10 protein-coding genes are annotated in these 20,906 nt (G+C 70.1%); 5 read left to right on the top strand and 5 right to left on the bottom strand.

Going from position 1 to position 20,906, the window contains the following annotated elements; all coding sequences use genetic code 11:
* The first annotated feature begins 12 nt into the window (after window positions 1-12).
* The gene (locus B2515_RS16935; RefSeq protein WP_293878350.1) at window positions 13-2,568 is read left to right on the top strand and encodes an efflux RND transporter periplasmic adaptor subunit; all 2,556 of its coding nucleotides are present in this window, start codon (window positions 13-15) and stop codon (window positions 2,566-2,568) included.
* Window positions 2,565-5,627 (top strand): efflux RND transporter permease subunit, encoded by a 3,063-nt coding sequence (locus B2515_RS16930; protein ID WP_293878348.1) that lies wholly within the window; start codon window positions 2,565-2,567, stop codon window positions 5,625-5,627. Before B2515_RS16935 ends, B2515_RS16930 begins: the two co-directional genes overlap by 4 nt.
* A gap of 18 nt (window positions 5,628-5,645) precedes the next feature.
* Here B2515_RS16930 and B2515_RS16925 read toward each other — a convergent pair whose 3' ends face one another.
* The 5 genes from B2515_RS16925 to B2515_RS16905 form a co-directional block, all read right to left on the bottom strand.
* On the bottom strand, window positions 5,646-6,686 hold the full coding sequence (locus B2515_RS16925; RefSeq protein WP_293878346.1) for a DUF2332 domain-containing protein: 1,041 nt from the start codon (window positions 6,684-6,686) through the stop codon (window positions 5,646-5,648).
* A gap of 38 nt (window positions 6,687-6,724) precedes the next feature.
* Entirely contained in the window at window positions 6,725-8,524 is a 1,800-nt protein-coding gene (locus tag B2515_RS16920) for a methyl-accepting chemotaxis protein (RefSeq protein WP_293878344.1), read from the bottom strand.
* A gap of 35 nt (window positions 8,525-8,559) precedes the next feature.
* Complete coding sequence (locus tag B2515_RS16915) at window positions 8,560-11,304, bottom strand: TonB-dependent receptor (RefSeq protein ID WP_293878342.1); 2,745 nt, start codon at window positions 11,302-11,304, stop codon at window positions 8,560-8,562.
* Between the two features lie 134 nt (window positions 11,305-11,438).
* Window positions 11,439-13,013, bottom strand: a complete 1,575-nt coding sequence (locus B2515_RS16910) for an MGH1-like glycoside hydrolase domain-containing protein (protein WP_293878340.1) — start codon at window positions 13,011-13,013, stop codon at window positions 11,439-11,441.
* Entirely contained in the window at window positions 13,010-14,629 is a 1,620-nt protein-coding gene (locus B2515_RS16905; protein WP_293878338.1) for a glycoside hydrolase 43 family protein, read from the bottom strand. The genes B2515_RS16910 and B2515_RS16905 overlap by 4 nt, the downstream gene beginning before the upstream one ends.
* A gap of 328 nt (window positions 14,630-14,957) precedes the next feature.
* Here B2515_RS16905 and B2515_RS16900 point away from each other — a divergent pair, with 328 nt between their 5' ends.
* The 3 genes from B2515_RS16900 to B2515_RS16890 all read left to right on the top strand — a co-directional run bounded on the left by B2515_RS16900 (window position 14,958) and on the right by B2515_RS16890 (window position 20,871).
* The gene (locus B2515_RS16900; RefSeq protein WP_293878336.1) at window positions 14,958-18,110 is read left to right on the top strand and encodes a TonB-dependent receptor domain-containing protein; all 3,153 of its coding nucleotides are present in this window, start codon (window positions 14,958-14,960) and stop codon (window positions 18,108-18,110) included.
* A 68-nt stretch (window positions 18,111-18,178) separates the two neighbouring features.
* Window positions 18,179-19,756, top strand: a complete 1,578-nt coding sequence (locus tag B2515_RS16895; protein WP_293878334.1) for a rhamnogalacturonidase — start codon at window positions 18,179-18,181, stop codon at window positions 19,754-19,756.
* 2 nt (window positions 19,757-19,758) lie between these two features.
* Complete coding sequence (locus B2515_RS16890) at window positions 19,759-20,871, top strand: endo-1,4-beta-xylanase (RefSeq protein ID WP_293878332.1); 1,113 nt, start codon at window positions 19,759-19,761, stop codon at window positions 20,869-20,871.
* Window positions 20,872-20,906: the final 35 nt, after the last annotated feature.

The following is a 20,906-nucleotide window of genomic DNA, read 5'->3' as shown; positions in this document are numbered from 1 at the left end:
ATCAGACTGGCGATGACCCTCGTCGCACCGGCCGTGCTGGCGGGCTGCGTCCGCGTCGCCGCGCCGCCCCCGCTCGCCACGCCGATTCCCGCCCGCTTCGGCGCGGACACCGGCACCGACACCGCCGATGCCGCCGCGCTGCCCGAATGGTGGCATGCCTTCCACGACCCGCAGCTCGACGCGCTGATCGCCGGCGCCCTCATCGATTCGCCCGACCTCAAAACCGTGCAGGCCCGCGTTGCGGAGGCGGATGCGACCATGTCGCGCGCGCTGCGCCGCTTCGATCCGCAGGGCGGGATCGCCGCCAACGCGGGCGCCCGCAACGTCCGCCAGCTCAGCGGAGACATCAACCTGCCCAATCTGCCGGTCGATGTCCCCGTCGTCCAGACCGGGACCACGAGGGTGTTCAACAGCGCCTTCGACGTCAGCTGGGAGATCGACGTCTTCGGCCGCCGCGATGCGACCGCGACGGTCGCCGGTGCGCGCGTCTATTCCGCCCGGCTGCAGGCGGCGGCGTCGCGCGCCAGCCTCGCCGCCGCGATCGCGGACGCGCTGTTCGCCGCGCGCGGCCTCGCCATCGAACGCGAGCGCGCCCGCGCCGCGCTCGACACCGAACGCGCCGCCGCCGGGCTGGTCGAACGCCGCATCGCCCGCGGCCTCGCCCCCACCGGGGATCGCTTCCCCGCCAGCGCCCGGCTCCGCGCGGCGACGCTGCAGGCCGACACGCTGTCGACCGAACTCGACGTCGCCCGCCGCCAGCTGCTGGTGCTGGTCGGCCGCGGCACCGCGGCGCTCGACACGCTGCCGATCGAGCCGCGGCTGGTGGACGCGCCCCCGGTGCCGCGCACCGCACCCGGCGACCTGCTCAAGCGCCGCCCCGACGTGCTCGCGGCCCGCAGCGCGGTGACCGGTGCGCTCGGCAATCGCGCGCTCGCCAAACTCGACCTCTTCCCCACTTTCTCGCTCTCGCCCGGAATCGGCATCGAGCGGCAGGAGCGCCCGCGCAACAGCTTCGCCACCGGCTTCTGGTCGCTGGGGATCGGCCTGCTGATGCCGATCCTCGATCGCGGTCGGCTGATGGCCGAACTGCGCGCCAGCGATGCCCGCGTCGCGCAGGCGATCGGCGATTACGAGAAATCGGTGCAGACCGCCTATGGCGAGGCGGACAGCGTCCTCGCGCGGCTGGTGTCCGATCACCGCCAGTGCGACGGCATCGCCACCAGCGAACGCGACGCGCGCGCCTATTACGAGACGATGCGGCGGGGCGAGGCGGCGGGCGTGCTCGATCCCGACGCCGCCTTNNGCCGCCCGCCGCCAGTGGCAGTCCGCCGACGTGGATCTGGTCCGCGCCCGCGTGCAGGTGCTGCGCCGCTCCGTGCAGGCGTTCAAGGCGCTGGGCGGCGGCTGGGACGGCGCATCATGACCGGCACCGCGCTCGTCCTCTACCGGCACAAACGGCCCGCGCCGCCGTCGCGGCTGTGGCTGCCTGCGGTGCTGCTCGCGCTGACCACCTGCACCGCCCCCGCCGCACCGACAGCGGCACGCCATGACGCGGCCGACGCCGGAAGCCCCCCGCGCAGCGTCCGCGTCACCCGGGTCGAAACCCGCACCGGCGACATCGGCCTCAGCGCACCGGGCACGCTCGTCGCGCGACAGGTCTATGCCGCGACCAGCGACGTCCCCGGCATCATCGTCCGGCGCGTCCTCGCGCAGGAGGGCGCCTTCGTCGCGGCGGGGCAGGTCCTCGCCGTCCTCGACGACACGCTGATCCGCAGCCAGATCGCGCAGCAGGCCGCGGTGATCGCGCAGCAACGCATCGCGGTGCGGCAGGCGCAGGCGGAGGCGGCGCGCGGCGCACCGATGCTCGGCGCCGGCGTGCTGTCGGGCGAGGCGGTGCAGGCGCGTCGTTTCCGCGCCGACACCGCGATCGGCGCGCTGCACGTGCAGGAGGCGCAGATGCGCGACCTGCAGGCGCGCGCCGCCCGGCTGCTGGTGCGCGCGCCGGTCGGCGGGCGGGTGATCGAACGCAACGTCCGCGTCGGCGACCTCAGCGGATCGCCGCAGCCGATGTTCACCATCGTCCCCGGCGGCACGATCGAATTGCAGGTGCAGGTGCCGGAGAACCGGCTGGCCTCCCTGCACACTGGCACGCCGGCGGCGGTGACGCTGGCGGACGGCACCGCGCTCGACGGGCAGATCGCGTCGATCGGCACGCGGATCGACCAGCAATCGGCGCAAGGCAACGTCCGCCTGCGGCTCAGCCCGGTCGCCGGCGCGCGCCCGGTCGAGCTGCGCCCCGGCGCCTCCGGCACCGCCCGGTTCGAAGGGACCGGCGCCGCCGCCCGCGCCGTGCCGGAGGCCGCGATCCAGTATGACACCGGCGGCGCCAGCGTCATGGTGCTCGGGCAGGACAATCGCGTCCGCCGCGTCGCGGTGCGCACCGGCACGCGCGGCGGCGGCTATGTCACGCTGGTCGACGGCCCCGCGCCCGGCACCCCCGTCCTCGCCGCCGCGGCCTCGTTCGTGGCGGAGGGCGACCGCGTCACCCCGGTCTACGCCGCCAAGTGACCACGCCCCCGCCCCGCCGCGCGTTCCGCCTGTCGTCCTGGGCGGTGGCCAACCCCCTGCCCGTCGTGCTGCTGTTCGTGGCGCTGACGGTCGCCGGGCTGGTCGCCTTCGCGACGCTGCCGGTCAAACGCTATCCCGACATCGCCTTCCCCGCCGTCTCGGTCACCGTCGTCCAGCCCGGCACCGCGGCGGGCGAGATGGAAACCAATGTCACCCGCCCGATCGAACAGGCGGTCGCCGGCCTGCCACGCACGGAGATCGTCGTCTCCACGATCGCGCAGGGCGTCTCGACCACCGTCGTCCAGTTCGACCTCGGCCAGGACCTGCGCGAGGCGACCGACAAGATCCGCACCCAGGTCGAACAGGTTCGCACGCAATTGCCCGCCGGCATCGACCCGCCGGTCGTACGGCAGGTCGAGATCGAGGATATCCCGATCCTCAGTTATGCCGTCACCTCGTCGCGCCGGTCGATCGGGGCGCTGTCGACGCTGATCGACGACGATGTGGCCGCCGCGATCCAGCGCGTGCCCGGCGTGTCGAAAGTGACACGCATCGGCGGCGTCGCGCGCGAGATCAACGTGATCGCCGACCCGGCGCGGATGGCCGCGCTGGGACTGACGGTGCCGCAGCTCAACGAGGCGCTGCGCCGGTTCAGCCGCGACGATCCCGCCGGCCTCGCGCAGATCGGCGGACGCGAACAGGCGATGCGCCTCGCCAATGCCGCGGTCGGCGTCGAGGACCTGCGCGCGATGACCATCCCCGCCGGCAACGGCCGCACCGTCCGCCTGGGCGACGTCGCGGAGGTCGGCGACGGCGTCGCCGAAACGCGCAGCTTCGCCCGGCTGAACGGCGCCCCTGCGATCGGCTTCCAGATCGCCCGCACCCGCGCGGCCAGCGAACTCGCGGTCGAGGACGGGGTGGGCAAGGCGGTCGCCGCGCTCGCCGCCGCCCACCCCGACCTGCGCGTCCGGCGGATCTTCTCGACCGTCGACGAAACCCGCGCCAGCTACGACGCGACGCTTAAGGCGCTGCTGGAGGGGCTGGTGCTGACCAGCCTCGCCGTCTGGCTGTTCCTGCGCGACTGGCGCGCGACCGCGATCGCCGCGATCGCGATGCCCGCCTCGCTGATCCCGACCTTCGCTGCGATGGCGTTGCTGGGGTTCAGCCTCAACATCGTCACCCTGCTCGCGCTGACGCTCGTCATCGGCATCCTTGTCGACGATGCGATCGTCGAGATCGAGAATATCGAGAAGCGGCTGCAGGCCGGCATGCCCCCGCGCGCGGCCGCGATCGACGGCGCCAACGCGATCGGGCTGGCCGTGGTGGCGACGACGCTGGCGATCGTCGTCGTCTTCCTGCCGGTGTCGTTCATGGCCGGGGTGCCGGGGCGCTTCTTCCACGAATTCGGCATCGCCGTGTCGATCGCGGTGCTGTTCTCGCTCGCGGTCGCGCGGTTGCTGACGCCGCTGATGGCCGCACGCTTCCTGCGCGCCGGGCGCAGCCACGCCACGCCGCCACGCTCACTGTTCTACGCCCGCATCCTCGATCGCGCGCTGGCGGCGCCATGGTGGACGGTGCTGGCGTGCGGGGCGATGCTGGTCGCGACCGCGGGGATCGTGCCGTTGCTCTCCACCGGTTTCCAGCCCGCGGGCGACCCCGACCACATCTACGTCAAGGTGCAGGGCACGCCCGGCGCGACCGCGGTCGACATGGATCGTGCGGTCGCTTCGGCCACCGCGCTGTTCCGCGACGAGCCGGAGGTCGCGACTGTCTTCGCGCAGGTCGGGTCCAAGATCGGCGGCGGCGCGGGCGGGGACCGCGGCCTTGCCGACCTGCGCGACGCGACGCTGACGATCGTGTTCCGGCCCGACCGCACCACCAGCGCCACCGCCTTCCGCGACCGGCTGCGCCCGAGGCTGCGCACGCTCGCCGATGCGCGCGTCAACTTCCTCGGCGACACCGCCGGCCCCGACATCGTCACCGTCCTGACCGGCGACGACCCGATCCTGTTGCAGGCGACCGCCGACCGGCTGCTCGCGGAGATGAAGCGCCTGCCCGCGATCGACGATCCCCGCCTGTCCGCGCCCCCCGGCGCGCCGGAGATCGTGATCCGCCCCGATCGGGCGGCGATGGCGCGGCTCGGCATCAGCGCGGATACGCTGGCGACGATCGCCCGCGTCGCGACGATCGGCGACATCGACCGCAACCTCGCCAGGCTGGCGGATGGCGAGAATCAGGTGAACATCCGCCTGCGCCTGCCCGAATCCGACCGGCAGGACCTCGACCAGCTGCGCAACCTGCGCATCCCGACCGGTACCGGCGGCACGACCACGCTCGGCGCGATCGCCACGCTCGATTTCGCCGCGGCGCTGCCCAAGATCACGCGCATGGACCAGCGCCGCCAGATCGCGATCGAATCCGATCTGTCTCCGGGCGTAGAATTCGGCGATGCCACCGCCGCGATCCGCGCGCTGCCGGCGATGCGCAGCCTGCCCGCCGGCATCGACACCGCCGCGCTCGGCAACCAGCGCGCGATGGAGCAATTGTTCACCTCGCTCGCGCTCGTCTTCCTGACCGCGGTCGGATTGCTCTACCTGCTGCTCGTGCTGCTGCTCGGCAATCTGTCGCGCCCCGTGGTGATCCTGTGCGCGCTGCCGCCGGCGTTGACCGGCGCGTTCCTCGCGCTGCTGCTCGGCGGGTTCGCGCTCAACCTGCCCTCGCTGATCGGCATCCTGATGCTGATCGGCCTCGCCGCGAAGAATTCCATCCTGATCGTCGATCACGCCATGCAGTGCGAACGCGACGGCGACGCCCCCCGGCGCGCGATCGTCGCCGCCTGTCACGAACGTGCCCGCCCGATCGTGATGACCAGCGTCGCGATGGCGGCCGGCATGATCCCGACCGCGCTCGCACTGGGTCAGGGCGCGGAGTTCCGCCAGCCGATGGCGATCTGCGTCATCGGCGGCCTCGCTACCTCGACCCTGGTGTCGCTGGTGATCGTCCCGGTCGTCTATCTGCTGGTGGCGCGGCGGAAAGGACGCGGCGCGATCGTGGCCTGAGCCGTCGGGCGCCGGATGTCAGCCGGTCGCGCCGGCGCCGTGATGCCAGTGGAGCCATGCGCCATAGGCATGGCAGGTCGCCAGATGCTCGGTCCGGCCATCCGGCCACGACGTCAGCAGCAGGTGGACCGCGTCGCGCGCCGGTGTCCATTCGAAGCTGATCCGCGCCAGCGGCCGGTCGGCCGTCGCCCGCGCCCCCGCCGCGCGAAACGCCTGTTCGACCGCCGCGCGGCCGTCCGCCTCCAGATATTGCAGCGCCATCGAATGGATCACGGTGCGGCAGGTGCCGGACGCCTGCGCCGCGGCAAGCTGCTCAGGTAGCCACAGCGCGATGTCGCCGCTTTCCACCCGCGGCGCAGCGACGCGCGCGATGGCCAGCGCCTGCGCCAGCCGCTCGGCCCGCGCCGGTTCGTCCGCCCAGACATAGGCCATCAGCCGCTCGCACGCATCGGCATCGCCGACGTCGAGCGGCCGCAGGTCGACGCCGCGCGCCGATGCGATCTCGACCGCGCGCCATGCGGGCGCGGGGCCGTACCACGCCGGCGCGACATGGACCGGCGTCTCCGCCGCCCCCACCCGCGTCCCGCCGAGATCGAAGGCATAGCGGTCGAGGTTGAGGTTGAGGCCCGCGCTCGCCCCCAGTTCGTACAGCGCGCAGGGCATGTCGTAGCGCTCGCGCAGCACCATCAGCGCCGCCATGATCGCGGCGCTGCGCCCCACCTCGTTGGTCTGCGGCGTATCGCCCATCCAGTCGGCGATGAAGCCGTCCGCCGCCGCCATCGCCGCGCCGACGACGCCGTCGAAATCGCCAGCCCGGGCGCGATAGAGCGCGGTGAGCGCCGGCATCGTCCCGCTTCGCGCCAGCGCGTGCAGGGCGGCGTTGAAGCGCATCGCCAGCGCATCCGACGCGGCGTCGCGCGGCCAGGCGGCCATCAGCGCCGCCGTGCGCGGCGCGCGTGCCAGCTGGCGATCGCCCGCCTCGAGGATCGCCGCGACGAAGGCGGAACCCATCGCGCGCACGGCCCGGCCCTGCCGCGCGAGGATATCGTCCTGTTCCATGGGATCCCGCCTGACGTCCGACACCGTGGCCGTCACGTTCAGAACGCGTCCCAGTCACCATTGGCGACGCGGCGCGGCGCCGGTGCGCCATGGCCGGACCGGTGCGGCGCGGCGCGCGGCGCGGGCGCGCGGCGGACCGGTGCCGGTTCCGGCCCGTCGATTTCGAAGGTGGCGACCGATGCCGCGAGCTGCTCCGCCTCCGCGACCAGCTGGCGTGCCGCAGCCGAGGTTTCCTCGACCATCGCCGCGTTCTGCTGCGTCACCCCGTCCATCTCGCCGATCGCGACGTTGATCTGGCCGAGGCTCGTCGCCTGCTGGTCGGACGAGCGCGCGATCTGCTCGATCGCGGTGCTGACCGCGGCGACGCGGTCGATGATGCGCGACAGCGCCTGCCCGGTCTGGTCGACCAGCTCGGCACCGGCACGGACGTGGCTGGAGGCGGACGTGACCCGGCTTTTGACCTCGGTCGCCGCATCGGCGGAACGCTGCGCGAGCGCCCGGACCTCGGACGCCACGACCGCGAAGCCGCGCCCCGCCTCGCCGGCACGCGCCGCCTCGACGCCGGCGTTCAATGCCAGCAGGTTGGTCTGGAACGCGATGCCGTCGATGAGGCTGATGATGTCGGCGATCTCGTTGCTCGCCTGTTCGATACCGTTCATCGCGCTGATCGCCTCGCGGACGATCGTGCCGCCGCGCTCCGCCTCGGCGCGCGTTTCGGCCATCGCGCCGCTCGCCCCGGTCGCCGCGCCGGCATCGTCGCGGATCGATCGCGTCACCTCGTCGAGCGCCGCCGCGGACTGCTGGATCGCCGCCGCCTCCTGCTCGGTGCGTTGCGCCAGCGCCATCGCCGCCTGGTTGATCTCGCCGGAATTGTCCTTGATCGCCCGCACGCTGCCGCGCACTTCGCCCAGCACGCGGGACAGGCTGGCGGTGGCATTGTTGAAATCCTCCGCGAGGGTGCGGAACGCCGGCGGCACGTCGGCGATGCGTGCGGTCAGGTCGGCTTCGGACAGGCGGTGCAGCCCGCCGCCGATCGCGGTCATCGCCGCCGCGCGGTCGCGGTCGTCGGCGACCTTCGCCGCCGCCGTGTCGCGGAACACCGTCACCGCGCGCCCCATGTCGCCCAGTTCGTCGCTGCGCCCGGCCGCCTCGATGGCGATATCGTGCCGGCCCGCGGCCAGATCGGCCATCGCCTGCGTCAGCGTCGTGATCGGCCGCGCGATCTGGCGACTGAGCAGCATCGCCAGCGTGATCGCGATGCCGATCAGCGCCAGCCCGCCGATGACGAGTGCGATCAGCGCGATGCGGATCGCGCCTTCCTGGCTGGCGGCGCTGCGCGCCATGTCCTCGGTTTCCTCGGCACGCAGGTCGCGCAGCGGCAATGCCACCTTGCTCACCAGCACCGCCTTGCCCGCGTCGCGGACCGCCGCCTGCGCCTCGTCGCGCCGCCCCGCCCTGACCCAGCCGATCAGCCGGTCGCCCCAGTTGCGCCGCCACGCCAGCGTCTCGCGCCGCGCCTCGCGCACCTGCGCCAGCTTCTTCGGATCGGTCAGCAGCCGCCCGAGTTCGTCCGCCGTCGCATCGAACTCCTCGCGCGCCTCCTCGTAGGATTTGAGGTAGCTGAGGTCGCCGGTGACCAGGAAACCGCGAAACTGGCTGTTCTGCCGCAGGATCGACGTTTCCAGCGTCAACGCCTTGGCATAGATCGTCTGGCTGAAATTGCTCCGGTCGGTCGACCGCTGGATCATCGTGATGTTGGCGAAGAACACCAGCATCACGATGGCCGCAGAGGCGTTGATGACGAGGAACGACAGCCCCAGTTTGCGCGGTATCTTCATGGTCTCGACGGTCCGTTTGCCAGCAGAAGGAGAGATCAGAAGCGCGAGCGCAGCGTGATGCCGTACGTGCGCGGTTCGGCGAGGAAGGCGGTGGTGATGGCGTTGCCGACGGCGGCGCCCGGCGCGCCGAAGCGGGTCACCTGCGACAGGCTGCCCGAGCCCTGGAACGGCGCGGAGAAGGCGACCTGTTCGTAGCGCGTGTCGAACACGTTCTGCCCCCAGAATTCCACCGCCCAGCGCTGGTCGCGACCGCGCAGGCCGATGCGCGCGTTGACCAGGAAGAAGCCGTCCTGCCGCTTTTCGGCGAACAGGTCCGACCCCGTATTATAGTCGCTGGTCAGCCGGCTATCGACGTAGAACAGACCCGACAGGCCGTTGCCGCCGATCGGCGGCGTCCACGTCGCCGAGCTGGTGACGGTGTGCCGCGGCGCATTCGACATCTGGTTGCCCGGCAGCAGGAACAGCGCCGCGCTCAGCGCCTCGCCGGCCTCGCTGCCGACGAGGTTCTTGCGATATTGCGTGTGGGCGAAGGTGTAGCCGAGGCTGAAGGTGACGTCCGGCGTCGGATAGGCGCCCGCCTCGATCTCGAAGCCCTTGGTGACGACGCCCGCCTTCACCTTGGACGAACAGGCGCCGGTGACCGACGACGCGTCGCGATCGGCGCCGTTCAGCGCGGTGTCGCACGCGCTGATGTTCTGGACGATATAGTTGCTGCCGTTGAAGGTGTTGAGCTGGAAGTTGCGGAAGGCCGAATGGAAGCCGGCGAGGTTCGCGCTGAAGCGGCGCGCGCTGTACTTGATGCCCGCCTCGAACGCCTGCACCGTTTCCGGATCGAAGCGCAGGTTGCGGACGTCCGCCGCAACCGGCGTCGAAAAGGCGTTGGGCGTCAGGTCCGACCGGTCGAGGTTGTAGCCGCCTGCCTTGTAGCCGCGCGCATAGGAGGCATAGAGCAGCGTGCTCGGTGCCGGCTTCCACGACAAGACGGTGGTGCCGGTGAACTGGCCCTCGCGGATCGAATCGCTCATCGGCACGCCGTTCAGCCCCGACGTGGCATTGCCCGTGCAGCTCAGCGTGATGATTCCAGCGGCGAGCGACTGCAGGGTCGCGTTGCTGCTGCCGAGCAGCGGGCCGAGCGCCGCCTGCTGCGCCGGGCAGACGGTGTTGTTGTTGTTGAAGCGCATATCCAGCGTCTTGTGTTCGTTGGTATAGCGCAGGCCACCGGTCAGGCTGAGCCGGTCGGTGATCCGGACGATATTGTGCGTGAAGAAGGCATAGTTGCTGCTCGTCTGGTCGAAGACGTCGCGCAGGCTGCCGACCGAATTGATCGTGCCGAGGCGATCGATCCCGGCGATGATCTGCGGTCCGACCGCGGCGGTCAGCGTCGGCCGCCCGACCGCGCTAAGACAGCCGGCGTTGCCCGGATTGCGCAGCGCCGCCGCCGGGTTGATCGTCGCGACGATGCGGCACGCGGCGAAGGCGCCATATTGCGACCCGAACGTCAGATTGTCGACGACCTGCAGCTTCTCGTGCGCGTAATAGCCGCCGACCAGCCAGTCGAGCCGGCCGCCGAACAGGCCGCCGCTCAGCCGGGTTTCCTGCGTGAAGGTATGGAACTGGCGATAGGCGTTGCCGTTGTCGGGCCGGTAGATGATGTCGACGTTGCTATAGTCCAGATCGGCCGCGCCGCCCGCCTTATACTCGCGATAGGCGCTGATCGAGATCAGCTGCACCTGCCCCAGCGTCCAGCCGATGCGCGCCGAGCCGCCGTAATCGGTGGTGACGTTGGCATAGGCGCGGCCCAGCGTGTTGGTGATGCGCCGGTTGTAGGGATCGCCGTCGCTCGGCATGATCGCGCCGAGGCTCTGCAGCACCGACACGATCCGGTTCTGCGGCGACACCGCGAAATCGCCCGCGACGCCCGGCGTCGGATCGATCTTCTCGCGCGTGTCGGTATAGACCGCGCCGCAGCACTTTTCGTCGCGATGGGTATAGTCGCCGATCAGGCGCACCGAGAATTCCGGCGTCGGCTTGAAGAACAGCTGGCCACGGACGAAATAGCGGTTGCGGTCGTTATAGTCGGTCGCATTGACGACGTCGCGGTAGAAGCCGTCGCGCTTGGCGAAGACGCCGTCGACGCGGAACGCCAGCACGTCCTTGATGACCGGTCCGGTCAGCGCGCCGGCGAGGCGCACGGCGTTGAAATTGCCGTAGCTCGCCTCGCCATAGCCGCCGAACTCGAATTCCGGATATTTGGTGTAGATGCTGATCGCGCCGGCCGACGAATTGCGGCCCGACAGCGTGCCCTGCGGCCCGCGCAGCACCTCGATCCGCTCGACCTCGCCGAGGTCGTTGAGCCCCGATCCGGTGCGGCTGCGATAGACGCCGTCGATGAACACCGCGACCGAGCTTTCGAGCCCGGGATTGTCGCCGACCGTGCCGATGCCGCGCAGGCGCGCGGTCGCATTGGCTTCCGAACCGGTCGACGAGACGATCAGCGACGGCGCGAGCTGCGCCATCTGCCGGATGTCGGTCGCGCCGGAATTCTGCAACGCGTTGGTGCCATAGGCGCTGACCGCGATCGGCACGTTCGACAGGCGCTGCGAACGCCGCGTCGCGGTGACGACGATGTCCGCGCTGTTCTCCGATACGGCGGCCTGGCGCGCCTTGTCCTCGGCCGCCTGCTTCGCCGTCGGTGCCACGCCGCGCAGTCCCTGCGCATGCCCCGTCCCGGCAACACCGACACTCGCCGTCGCCGCCAACAGATAAACCCACTTACGCATCGCGGATGCCCACCCTTCTGTTATCCCCTGACGACCGCAGTGCAGCACAAGAGGATAATAACGCCTTAATCCTGTCCGTTCTGGACAGAGGCGGCGGCAAAAAAGTGGCGTTTCCGTAAGGTGCCGCAGCGCGGTCAGCCGCGCCAGGCGATCCGCTGGTTGGGTCGCAGGACGAACGGGCGGCGCGCCCCTCCCGCCAGTTGCACCTCGACGCGCTGCGGCGTGGCCTCGATCCCCTGAACCGCCTTCGGCAGCCCGGCGGCATCGGTCACCAGCCGGACGCTGCCGCCGCTGACGATGGCGAGCGGCCGTCCGTCGAGGGTCAGTTCGGCCCGCCCGTCACCATAGCGAATCGCCGCGCGACGCCCGCCGTCGGTCCGCATCGACAGCGTCGCGCCGGCCGCCGCGGGATGGCCCGGGCGAATCGCCCAGTGCAAATCCTCCGCCTCCTCGCGCACGCCGACCAGCCGCCACGTATAATCCACCATCACCAGCGCGCAGGGCGAATAGTCCGGCGCGTCCGCACCCTTGGTGAACACGCCCGTCTCTGGATCGATCTGCTGGCGGAAGCTCATGTCCGCCTGGATCGCCTCGCACCACCGGTTCATCATCGTCGTGAATTCGGCACCGCGCCCGTAATGGTCGAACCAGCGCCCGGCGCGCAGCGCGGTCAGCGCCTGCGCCGCCCCGCCCCAGCTGTTGGCGGGGATCGGCCGGACGAACGTGGGATCGTTCACCGCGATCGAGGGCAGTGGAAAGCGCGTCCAGAACGCCCTGGGATTGCCGAGCTGACGCTGCCACATCCGGTCGAACATCGCCTGGTCCGGCACATGCTCGCCGCACATGCGGGTGAGAATGTCGCCGCGGATCGCGACGAACCGGTCCTGCGCGTCGCGGTCGTAGAAGGCGGCGTCCTCCTCCGACCACAGCCGCGCGAGGATCGCCGCGCGCAGTCCCGCCGCGGCTGCGCGCCAGCGGTCCGCATCGTCGCGCCTGCCTAGCGCATCCGCCATCGCCGCCAGCGCCAGCCGCTGGCCGTAGATCGTCGCCGACAGGTCCGGGCAGAGCCGCGGCAGCGAAGGGATCGGCGCGTGCACCTTGGCGTTCTTGTTGGGGCATTGGTTGGGCAGCCCCTTCCAGCGCGGGCTGTTGTCGTGGCCGGTGTCGTAGGTGCAGAACCCCTCGACCAGCCCGGTGCCGCGCGTGTTCCGATAGCGCATCAGCCATGCGTCCCAGGCCGAACACGCCCGATACGCCTCCGCCAGCAACGCCTCGTCGCCGGTCGCGCGCGCCAGTTCCCATGCGGTGGCGGCGATCGGCACGACCATCTGGATCTGGCCGAACCCCGTCTCGCTCTCCTTGTTGTTCGCCGGCAATTGCCCGTCGGCGCGTTGCAGCTCGAAGAAGGTCAGATGGCTGTCGCGCGCCACGTCGGGGCGGAACTTGCGATAGACCAGCGCCTCGTGCGGCCCGCATTCCTGCCAGATGCCGCGATAGACCGATCCCTCGATCAGCACCGGCCGGTTGACGTAGGGCATGACCTGCACATTGCCCGCGAGGATGCGCAGCGCCTTGTCATAGGCCGCCTGCCAGCGCGCGTTGGCGGTGGCGAATCGCGGTGCGTCGCCGGCGGGCGCGGCTTCGGCGCGGATCGCGCCCGGTACGGTCAGTGCCGCACCCGCGGCGAGGAACAGGCGGCGGTCGATCATTCGCTCTCTCCTTCCGGGCGCACGACCCGCACCCAGTCCACGTCGATCGACCCGCCCGGCGCACCGCGCGTGAAGGTGAACAGCGCCGGCCGCGATCCCTTCCACCACGAAAAGCGCGCCAGCTTCACCGCATCGCCCATCGCCCGGAACGACCGGCCGCCGTCGATGCTGTAGCCGTAGCGGACCGTCTGGTCCGGCCCGACCTCCGCGCGCAGATCGATCGTCCGCGCGGTCAGCGTCACGCCCGGCGTCTCGCGCCCCTCGCTCGCCAGCGTCACCCGCGTCGAGTCGCCGTCACGGACCAGCCCGATCCAGCTCGGCCGCACCCCGAACAGCGACAGGCCGGCGCGCTGGCCGTCCGTCATCCGGCCGACGTCGAGTCGCGCCGTCACCCGCGTCCGTGGTCCCTGCAGGATCTGGGTCAGCGTGTTGTGCGCCGTCACCAGATGTTCGGCCCGGCCCGCGGTCAGCCGCAGGAAACCGGGCCGCGCGGTCAGGCTCCACGCACGGGAGTCGGGATTGTGGTTCCATTCCCACTGCACGCCGAGGCGAGGCGAGGCGAACTCGTCCGAATCCTGCAACCGGTCGCGGGTCGGCGGCGATCCGGTGTCGGGCATGGCGTGGCGCATCACCGGCTGCCCGCCATCGGTGCCGGCGACGGGATCGCCGATCACCGGCCAGTCGTCGCGCCACACCAGCGGCTCCAGATAGGTGATCCGACCGAACGCGCCGGTGCTGTTGAAATGGACGAACCAGCCCTGCCCCGACGGCGTCTCGACCCAGCCGCCCTGATGCGGCCCCTCCAGCGCGGTCGTGCCTTGGCTCAGCACGACGCGCTGCTCGTACGGCCCGCGGATCGATCGTGCGCGCAACGCCACCTGCGCGCCCTTCTCCACCCCGCCGAACGGCGCGAGGATGTAATAATAGCCGTTGCGCTTGTAGAGCTTCGGCCCCTCGAGGATCGGCAGCTTAGCCTTGTCCTCGACGATCACGGTGCCGGCGTCGAGCACGCGCGTGCCGTCCGGCGACATGCGGTGCAGGATCAGCGGTCCGGCGCCATGGCGCGAATGGACCAGCCAAGCGGTGCCGTCCTCGTCCCAGAACGGACAGGGGTCCTCGAGCAGCGGCTGGTCGATCACCTTCACCGGTGCGCTCCACGGACCATCGGCGCGGGTCGCGGTCGCCATGAAGATGCCCTCGTCCGGCGTCGCGAAATAGACGTAGAAGCGGCCGTCGTGAAACCGGATCGACGGTGCCCAGACGCCCCCGGCATAGCGCGTACCGCCGACCGGCTTGGAGATCGCGTCGGTCAGCGTATGCGGCCCCGGCATGTCGTAACCGGGCGCGAACGGCAGCCGCGGCAGGACATGGCCGAGGATCGTCCAGTGGACCAGATCGGTCGACGTCAGGATCGGGATGCCCGGCGAAAAGTGAAAGCTGGATGCGACCATGTAATAGGTCTTGCCGACCCGGATGATATCGGGGTCCGAATAGTCGGCGTAGAGGATGGGATTGGCATAGGTCGGCGCAGCCGGCGGCGCGGTCGCGGCACCGATGCCGAGCGCCAGCAGGCCGGCCGCGACTGCCCGACATCTTGCCCGATCGATGACCGTCATCCTCGTCTCTCCCATCCCGCCGGCATGATCGCCCGGTCGTCTTTGTCGTTAGCGCTATCTTCTGCGATTCCAGATAGCTGAACCGCCGAAAACAGCCGAAATCCCCACCGTCGACCACAGCGGGAGGCCGCCGGGATCGCCTTGGAGACGGCAATGGTAACGCTACCTATTGACAGCGCTATCCTCAACTATAATAATGGCTCCCATAATATGGTACATCCGATTTGCCGAGGGGGCAGGTCGGACGGCGGGGGTTCCGCCGACAATAATTGTGAACGACCGGCCGGGGCATCCGTCACGAGCAGGTCGTCGCACCAGGGAGGATTGCATGAAGGACTTCGTCCACCGCCGTCGCGCGCAGTTCCTGAGCGGAACGATGCTTGTTGCACTCGGGCTCGCCTGCCAGCCGGTCGCCGCGCAGACCGCGCCGCTGCCGGGTGCCGCACCGCAGCCGGGCGCCGCGACGCCCGCCCCCGCCGACAGTCAGGCGCAATCGCCCGCGACTCCGGACGCCGCCGGCAACGCCGATGCCGAGGCCGCGGATATCGTCGTCACCGGATCGCGCATCGCTCGCGCCGGCTTCGACGCCTCCACCCCGGTCAACGTCGTCGATGCGCAGGACATCAAGCTGTCGGGCAACGTCAACGTCGAACGCACGCTCAGCCAGCTGCCCCAGGCGGTCGGCTCGCAGCTCGGCGGCGCGACCTCCAACACCGTTCCCGGCGGCTATGCCGACGTCAACCTGCGCGGCTTCGGCTCGACGCGGAACCTCGTGCTCGTCAACGGCCGCCGCTTCGCGATCTTCGGCCCCGAACAGGTCACCGACCTCAACACCATCCCCTCGACCCTCGTCGCGCGGACGGAGATCGTCACCGGCGGTTCGTCGGCGGTCTATGGCTCGGACGCGATCACCGGCGTCGTCAACTTCATCATCCGCGACGATTTCGAGGGCGTGGAGGGCCGCGCGCAGGTCAACATGGACCGCCCGACCGGCACGCCCGTCTATAATTTCGACCTGACGCTCGGCGGCAATTTCGCCGAGGGCAAGGGCAACCTCGTCGTCGCCGGCAACTATCTGAAGCGCGGCGCGATCACCCGCGGCGATCGTGGCAGCTTCGCGTTCGATTCGCTCAACGACGGCTGCGTCACCCGCGACAGCGTCAGCCCCGACCGCGCCGGCACGCCCTTCAGCCCCGCAGCCGGCCTCGGCTGCGTCGCCGGTGGCGGCGCGCTCGGCTTCGTCGCCGGCGGCAGCGGCGACATTCCCAACGGCCGCTTCTCGGGCATCCCCGCCTTCGGCGGCTCGAACGCCGGGCTCAACGCCGCTTATGCCGCCGCCGGCCTCGGCGCGCTCGGCACGCGCGGCTTCACCTTCAATAACGCCGGCACCGCCGCCCGTCCGCAGCTGACGCCGCAGGACGATTTCAATCTCGGCCCCGACAACTACCTGATCCAGCCGCAGGAACGCTGGATGATAAACAGCTTCGGTCACTACGACTTCAGCGACAAGATCACCGGCTACATGGAGCTGCACTACAGCAACAACGTCGTCGATGCCCGCCTCGCGCCGACCAACGTCGGGTCGCCGACGCTGTTCAACGTCAACAACCCGTACCTCACCCCGCAGCTGCAGGCGGTGCTCCGCCAGCTCGACCTCGCCGAGGTCGGCACCACCAACGTCGTCAGCGGCACCGCGAGCCGCACCACCGTGGCGGGCGACGGCCTCGCCGTGCTCACCGCCGGCCGCCGCTATGTCGAGGTCGGCGCGCGTCAGGCCAGCGAACGCCGCAACGTCTTCCGCGGCGCCTGGGGTTTCCGCGGCGATCTGGGCGACGTCAGCGAAAACGTCCTGACCGATCTCAAATACGACGTCTATTATACCTACGCACGCAGCGAGGACACGCTGCTGCTCCGCAACGCCATCTCGCGCAGCCGGTTGCAGGCGAACCTGCTGTCGGTGAACGGCGCCGCGCCGGTCTGCAACATCTTCGGCGCCAACGTCTCGACCGCCTGCGCCTCGGCGATATCGATCAGCGCGACCAATTCGACGATCGCGACGCAGCAGGTCGCGCAGGGGTCGATCACCGGCAACCTGTTCAAGCTGCCCGCCGGTCCGGTCGGCTTCTCCTATGGCTATGAATGGCGCAAGACGAGCGCGCAATTCACCCCCGACAGCTTCCTGTCGTCGGGCGACGTCGCCGGCTTCAACCCCGGCCTGCCGACCCGCGGCAGCACCACCGTCAAGGAGGTGTTCGGCGAGGTCCGCGTGCCGCTGATCCACAACACGCCGTTCATCGACAGCCTCGTCGCCAATGGCGCGTTCCGCTATTCCAACTACAGCCTCGGCGGCGTCGGCGGGGTGTGGACCTATCTCGGCGGGCTCGACTGGCGGGTCAACCGCGACATCGCCTTCCGCGGCCAGTACCAGCGCGCGATCCGTGCGCCGAACGTCGGCGAGCTGTTCGGCGGCGTCAACCGCGTCGTCGCCGTCGCCACCGATCCCTGCTCCAGCCGCGCCCCCGCCGCGCAACAGACCGCCGCGGTACGTGCCGTATGCGTCGCGACCGGCGTGCCGACCGCGAACGTCTTCAGTGCCGTGGTCCAGCCCAACAACATCATCCCCGCCGATTTCGGCGGCAACCCCAACCTCGGCGCGGAAAGCTCGGACACCTATACCGTCGGCGCGGTCATCACGCCGTCGGCGCTGCCGCGGCTGTACCTCAGCGTCGATTACTTCAACATCACGCTCGACGGCGCGGTGTCGTCGCTCGGCGGCGGGCTGCAGAACACGTTCAACCTCTGCTACAACGTCCTCCAGGACGCCAACAGCGAGTTCTGCCGCGCGATCACCCGCAGCCCGACCACGGGCGAGATCAACGACCCCTATGTTGCGCGCATCCTCAACGCCAACACCGGATCGCTCAAGACCTCCGGCATCGACTTCGCCGCGCGCTATCGCGTCAACCTCGGCTTCGGCCTGCCCGGCTTCGGCAGCAGCAGCTCGATCGACTTCGGCACCAACTACACCTGGCTGGCGGAATTCACCTCGACCCCGGTCGCGGCCTTCCCCAATATCCAGAACAAATGCGCCGGATCGTTCGGCCCGACCTGCGGCCAGCCGCTGCCGCGCTGGCGCGGGACCAGCCGCATCACCTGGAACATCGAGGATCTGAGCCTCAGCGTCCGCCATCGCTACGTCGGACCGGTCGTCACCGACCGCTTCGTCGTGCCGCTACGCCAGGGCAGCGCCGCCGCGCCGACGCTCGCCAGCATCGCCTTCCCCAAGCTCGACGACCAGAATTACTTCGACCTGTCGTTCAGCTACGACATCGCCAAGCAGGTCCAGCTGTTCGGCGGCGCCAACAACGTCTTCAACAACAAGCCCCCGATCACGACACAGGGTCCCAACGCCAACACCTTCTCGGCGACCTATGATGTGCTCGGCACCGAATTCTTCCTCGGTGCGACGCTGAAGTTCTGACCCGTCCCCCAACTGGGCGGAGCGGCTCCTCGCCGCTCCGCCCGCTTTCTCGTTTCAGGAGCCGCCCGATGACGCTCGACCGCCGTTCGATGATCCTGGGCGGCGCGTTCGGCCTCGCCGCGCTGCCCGGCACCGCCGGCGCACAGGTCCGTCCGTCGCTCCCCGCTCTCGCATCCGGTGGCTGGGTCGACGTCCGCCACTATGGCGCGAAGGGCGATGGCACGACGATCGACACCCCCGCCTTCAACCGCGCGATCGACGCCGCCGCGGCGCGCGGCGGCGGCACCGTCCACGTCCCCGCCGGCACCTATGCCTGCTACACGATCCGGCTGAAGAGCCGCGTCACGCTCCACCTCGACAATGGCGCGACGATCCTCGCCGCCGCCCCGACCGCGAGCGGCGGCTACGACGTCGCCGAGCCGAACCCGTGGGACATGTTCCAGGACTTCGGCCACAGCCACTGGAGGAACAGCCTGATCTGGGGCGAAGGGCTGCACGATATCGCGATCGTCGGTCAGGGCCTGATCTGGGGCAAGGGCCTCGGCCGCGGCGACGGCAAGGACAATTGGCTGAAGGACCCCAACGGCCCCGGCACCGGCAACAAGGCGATCGCGCTCAAGAATTGCCGCAACGTCCTGCTCCGCGATTTCAGACTGCTGGAGGGCGGCTGGTTCGCGCTGCTCGCGACCGGCGTCGACAATCTGACCATCGACAATCTGCTGGTCGATACCAACCGGGACGGCTTCGACGTCGATTGCTGCCGCAACGTGCGGATCAGCAACTGCACGGTCAATTCGCCCTATGACGACGCGATCTGCCCCAAGAGCAGCTACGCGCTCGGCGAGCCGCGCATCACCGAGAACCTGACGATCGCGAATTGCTTCGTCACCGGCAACTACAAGATCGGGTCGGTCATCGACGGCAGCTGGCAGAAGATGCCCGCGTCCTTCGCAAAGACCATCCACGGCCGCATCAAGTTCGGCACCGAGAGCAACGGCGGCTTCCGCAACATCGCAATCAGCAACTGCGTGTTCGAGGACAGCCGCGGCCTCGCCTTTGAAACCGTCGACGGTGCGATGATCGAGGATGTCGTGGTCGACAACATCACGATGCGCGGCATCGTCGATGCGCCGATCTTCCTGCGCCTCGGCAAGCGGATGCGAGGGCCGACGGGGCGCGCCATCGGCACGATGCGCCGCATCTCGATCCAGAATGTGGTCAGCTCCAACGCCACGCCCCTGCCCTCGGTCATCGCCGGGCTCGTCGGCCATCCGATCGAGGATGTGCGGATCAGCGACGTCTACCTCCACCACGTCGGCGGCGCCCCCGCCGCGATGGCGCGGCTGAACCCGCCCGAGGAGGAACTGGGCTATCCGGAGGCGACGATGTTCGGCGACCTGCCCGCCACCGGCCTGTTCGTCCGCCACGCCCGCAACCTGCAGTTGAGCAACGTCGAGGTCGCGGTCGCCGCACCCGATCCGCGCCCGGCCTTCCGGTTCGAGGACGTCGCCGGCGCCGACGCCTTCCGCGTCAAGGTGCCCGCCGGCATCGGCTTCGCGCTGCGCGACGTCACCGGTTTCCGCACCATTGGCAGCCGCTCGGTCCCCGACCGCACGATCGCCGGACCGTTCACCGGCGAGGTGTGAGCATGACGATCAGCAGGCGCACCGCGATCGGCGGCATGGCGGCCCTCGCGCTGCCGCTGCCCGCCGCGGCACGCACCCCGGATACGCTCGCCGCCATCGCCGCGGCGAAGGGCATTCGCTTCGGCAGCACGATCGGCCTCAACAATTTCGAGGACCCCGCCTATCGCGCGCTCAACGCCCGCGAATGCGCGCTGGTGGTGCCGGAGACGGAGATGAAATGGGCCGCGACGCGCCCCGATGCCCGCACCTTCGATTTCCGCGCCGCCGACCGGATCGTCGACTGGGCCACCGCCAACCACCTCGGCGTCCGCGGTCACACGTTGCTGTGGCATTCGGAACGCTGGATGCCCGACTGGGTCAAGCAGCACGACTTCGGTGCCAATCCGCGGGCCGAGGCGGAGCGCCTGCTCACCGATCATGTCCGCACCGTCGCCGGCCGCTATGCCCCGCGCGTCGACAGCTTCGACGTCGTCAACGAGGCGATCGATTCCGACACCGGCCTGCTCCGCGAGACCGCGCTGTCGAAACCGATCGGCGCGGAGGCGGTGATCGACATCGCCTTCCGCACCGCGCGCGACGCCGCGCCCCGGGCCCAGCTCGTCTACAACGACTATATGGGCTGGCGCCGCGACGAAGGGGCCCACCGCACCGCCGTGCTCAAGCTGCTCGAGGCGCTCAGGAAGCGCGGCACCCCCGTCGATGCGCTCGGCTTGCAGAGCCATCTCGGCAGCAAGTTCAGCGACAGCCCGACGGGGCTCGGCGCGCTCGACGAACGGGCGTGGCGGACGTTCCTCGACGAGGTTACCGGCATGGGCCTCGACCTGCTCGTCACCGAACTCGACGTCCACGACAATCCGCTGCCCGGCGACATTCGCCGCCGCGATGCCGAGATCGCCGCGCACACCCGCGCCTATCTCGACCTCATGCTCTCCTATCCGCAGACGCGGACGGTGATGTGCTGGGGACTCGGCGACCGCTACAGCTGGCTCAACGGCTTCCGTCCGCGCGCCGATGGCCTGCCCAAGCGCCCCTGCCCGTTCGATGCGCGCCTGCGTCCCAAGCCGATGCGCGATGCGATCGCCGCGGCATTGATCTCGGCACCCGCCCGGGGCTAGTCAGCCGCCGACAGGCATGACGGGGGGCATGGAAT

This window comes from Sphingomonas sp. UBA978, from assembly GCF_002292295.1.
In the GTDB taxonomy this organism is placed as follows: Bacteria; Pseudomonadota; Alphaproteobacteria; order Sphingomonadales; family Sphingomonadaceae; genus Sphingomonas.
The sequence above is the reverse complement of the archived record's forward strand: the minus strand, read 5'-3'. Positions and strand labels throughout refer to the sequence as shown.

Excerpts from the sequence above, each read along its gene's own strand:
- B2515_RS16925 (WP_293878346.1), bottom strand. The coding sequence starts at position 6,686 with ATGGAACAGGACGATATCCTCGCGCGGCAGGGCCGGGCCGTGCGCGCG.
- B2515_RS16920 (WP_293878344.1), bottom strand. The coding sequence starts at position 8,524 with ATGAAGATACCGCGCAAACTGGGGCTGTCGTTCCTCGTCATCAACGCC.
- B2515_RS16915 (WP_293878342.1), bottom strand. The coding sequence starts at position 11,304 with ATGCGTAAGTGGGTTTATCTGTTGGCGGCGACGGCGAGTGTCGGTGTT.
- B2515_RS16910 (WP_293878340.1), bottom strand. The coding sequence starts at position 13,013 with ATGATCGACCGCCGCCTGTTCCTCGCCGCGGGTGCGGCACTGACCGTA.
- B2515_RS16905 (WP_293878338.1), bottom strand. The coding sequence starts at position 14,629 with ATGACGGTCATCGATCGGGCAAGATGTCGGGCAGTCGCGGCCGGCCTG.
- B2515_RS16900 (WP_293878336.1), top strand. The coding sequence starts at position 14,958 with ATGAAGGACTTCGTCCACCGCCGTCGCGCGCAGTTCCTGAGCGGAACG.
- B2515_RS16895 (WP_293878334.1), top strand. The coding sequence starts at position 18,179 with ATGACGCTCGACCGCCGTTCGATGATCCTGGGCGGCGCGTTCGGCCTC.
- B2515_RS16890 (WP_293878332.1), top strand. The coding sequence starts at position 19,759 with ATGACGATCAGCAGGCGCACCGCGATCGGCGGCATGGCGGCCCTCGCG.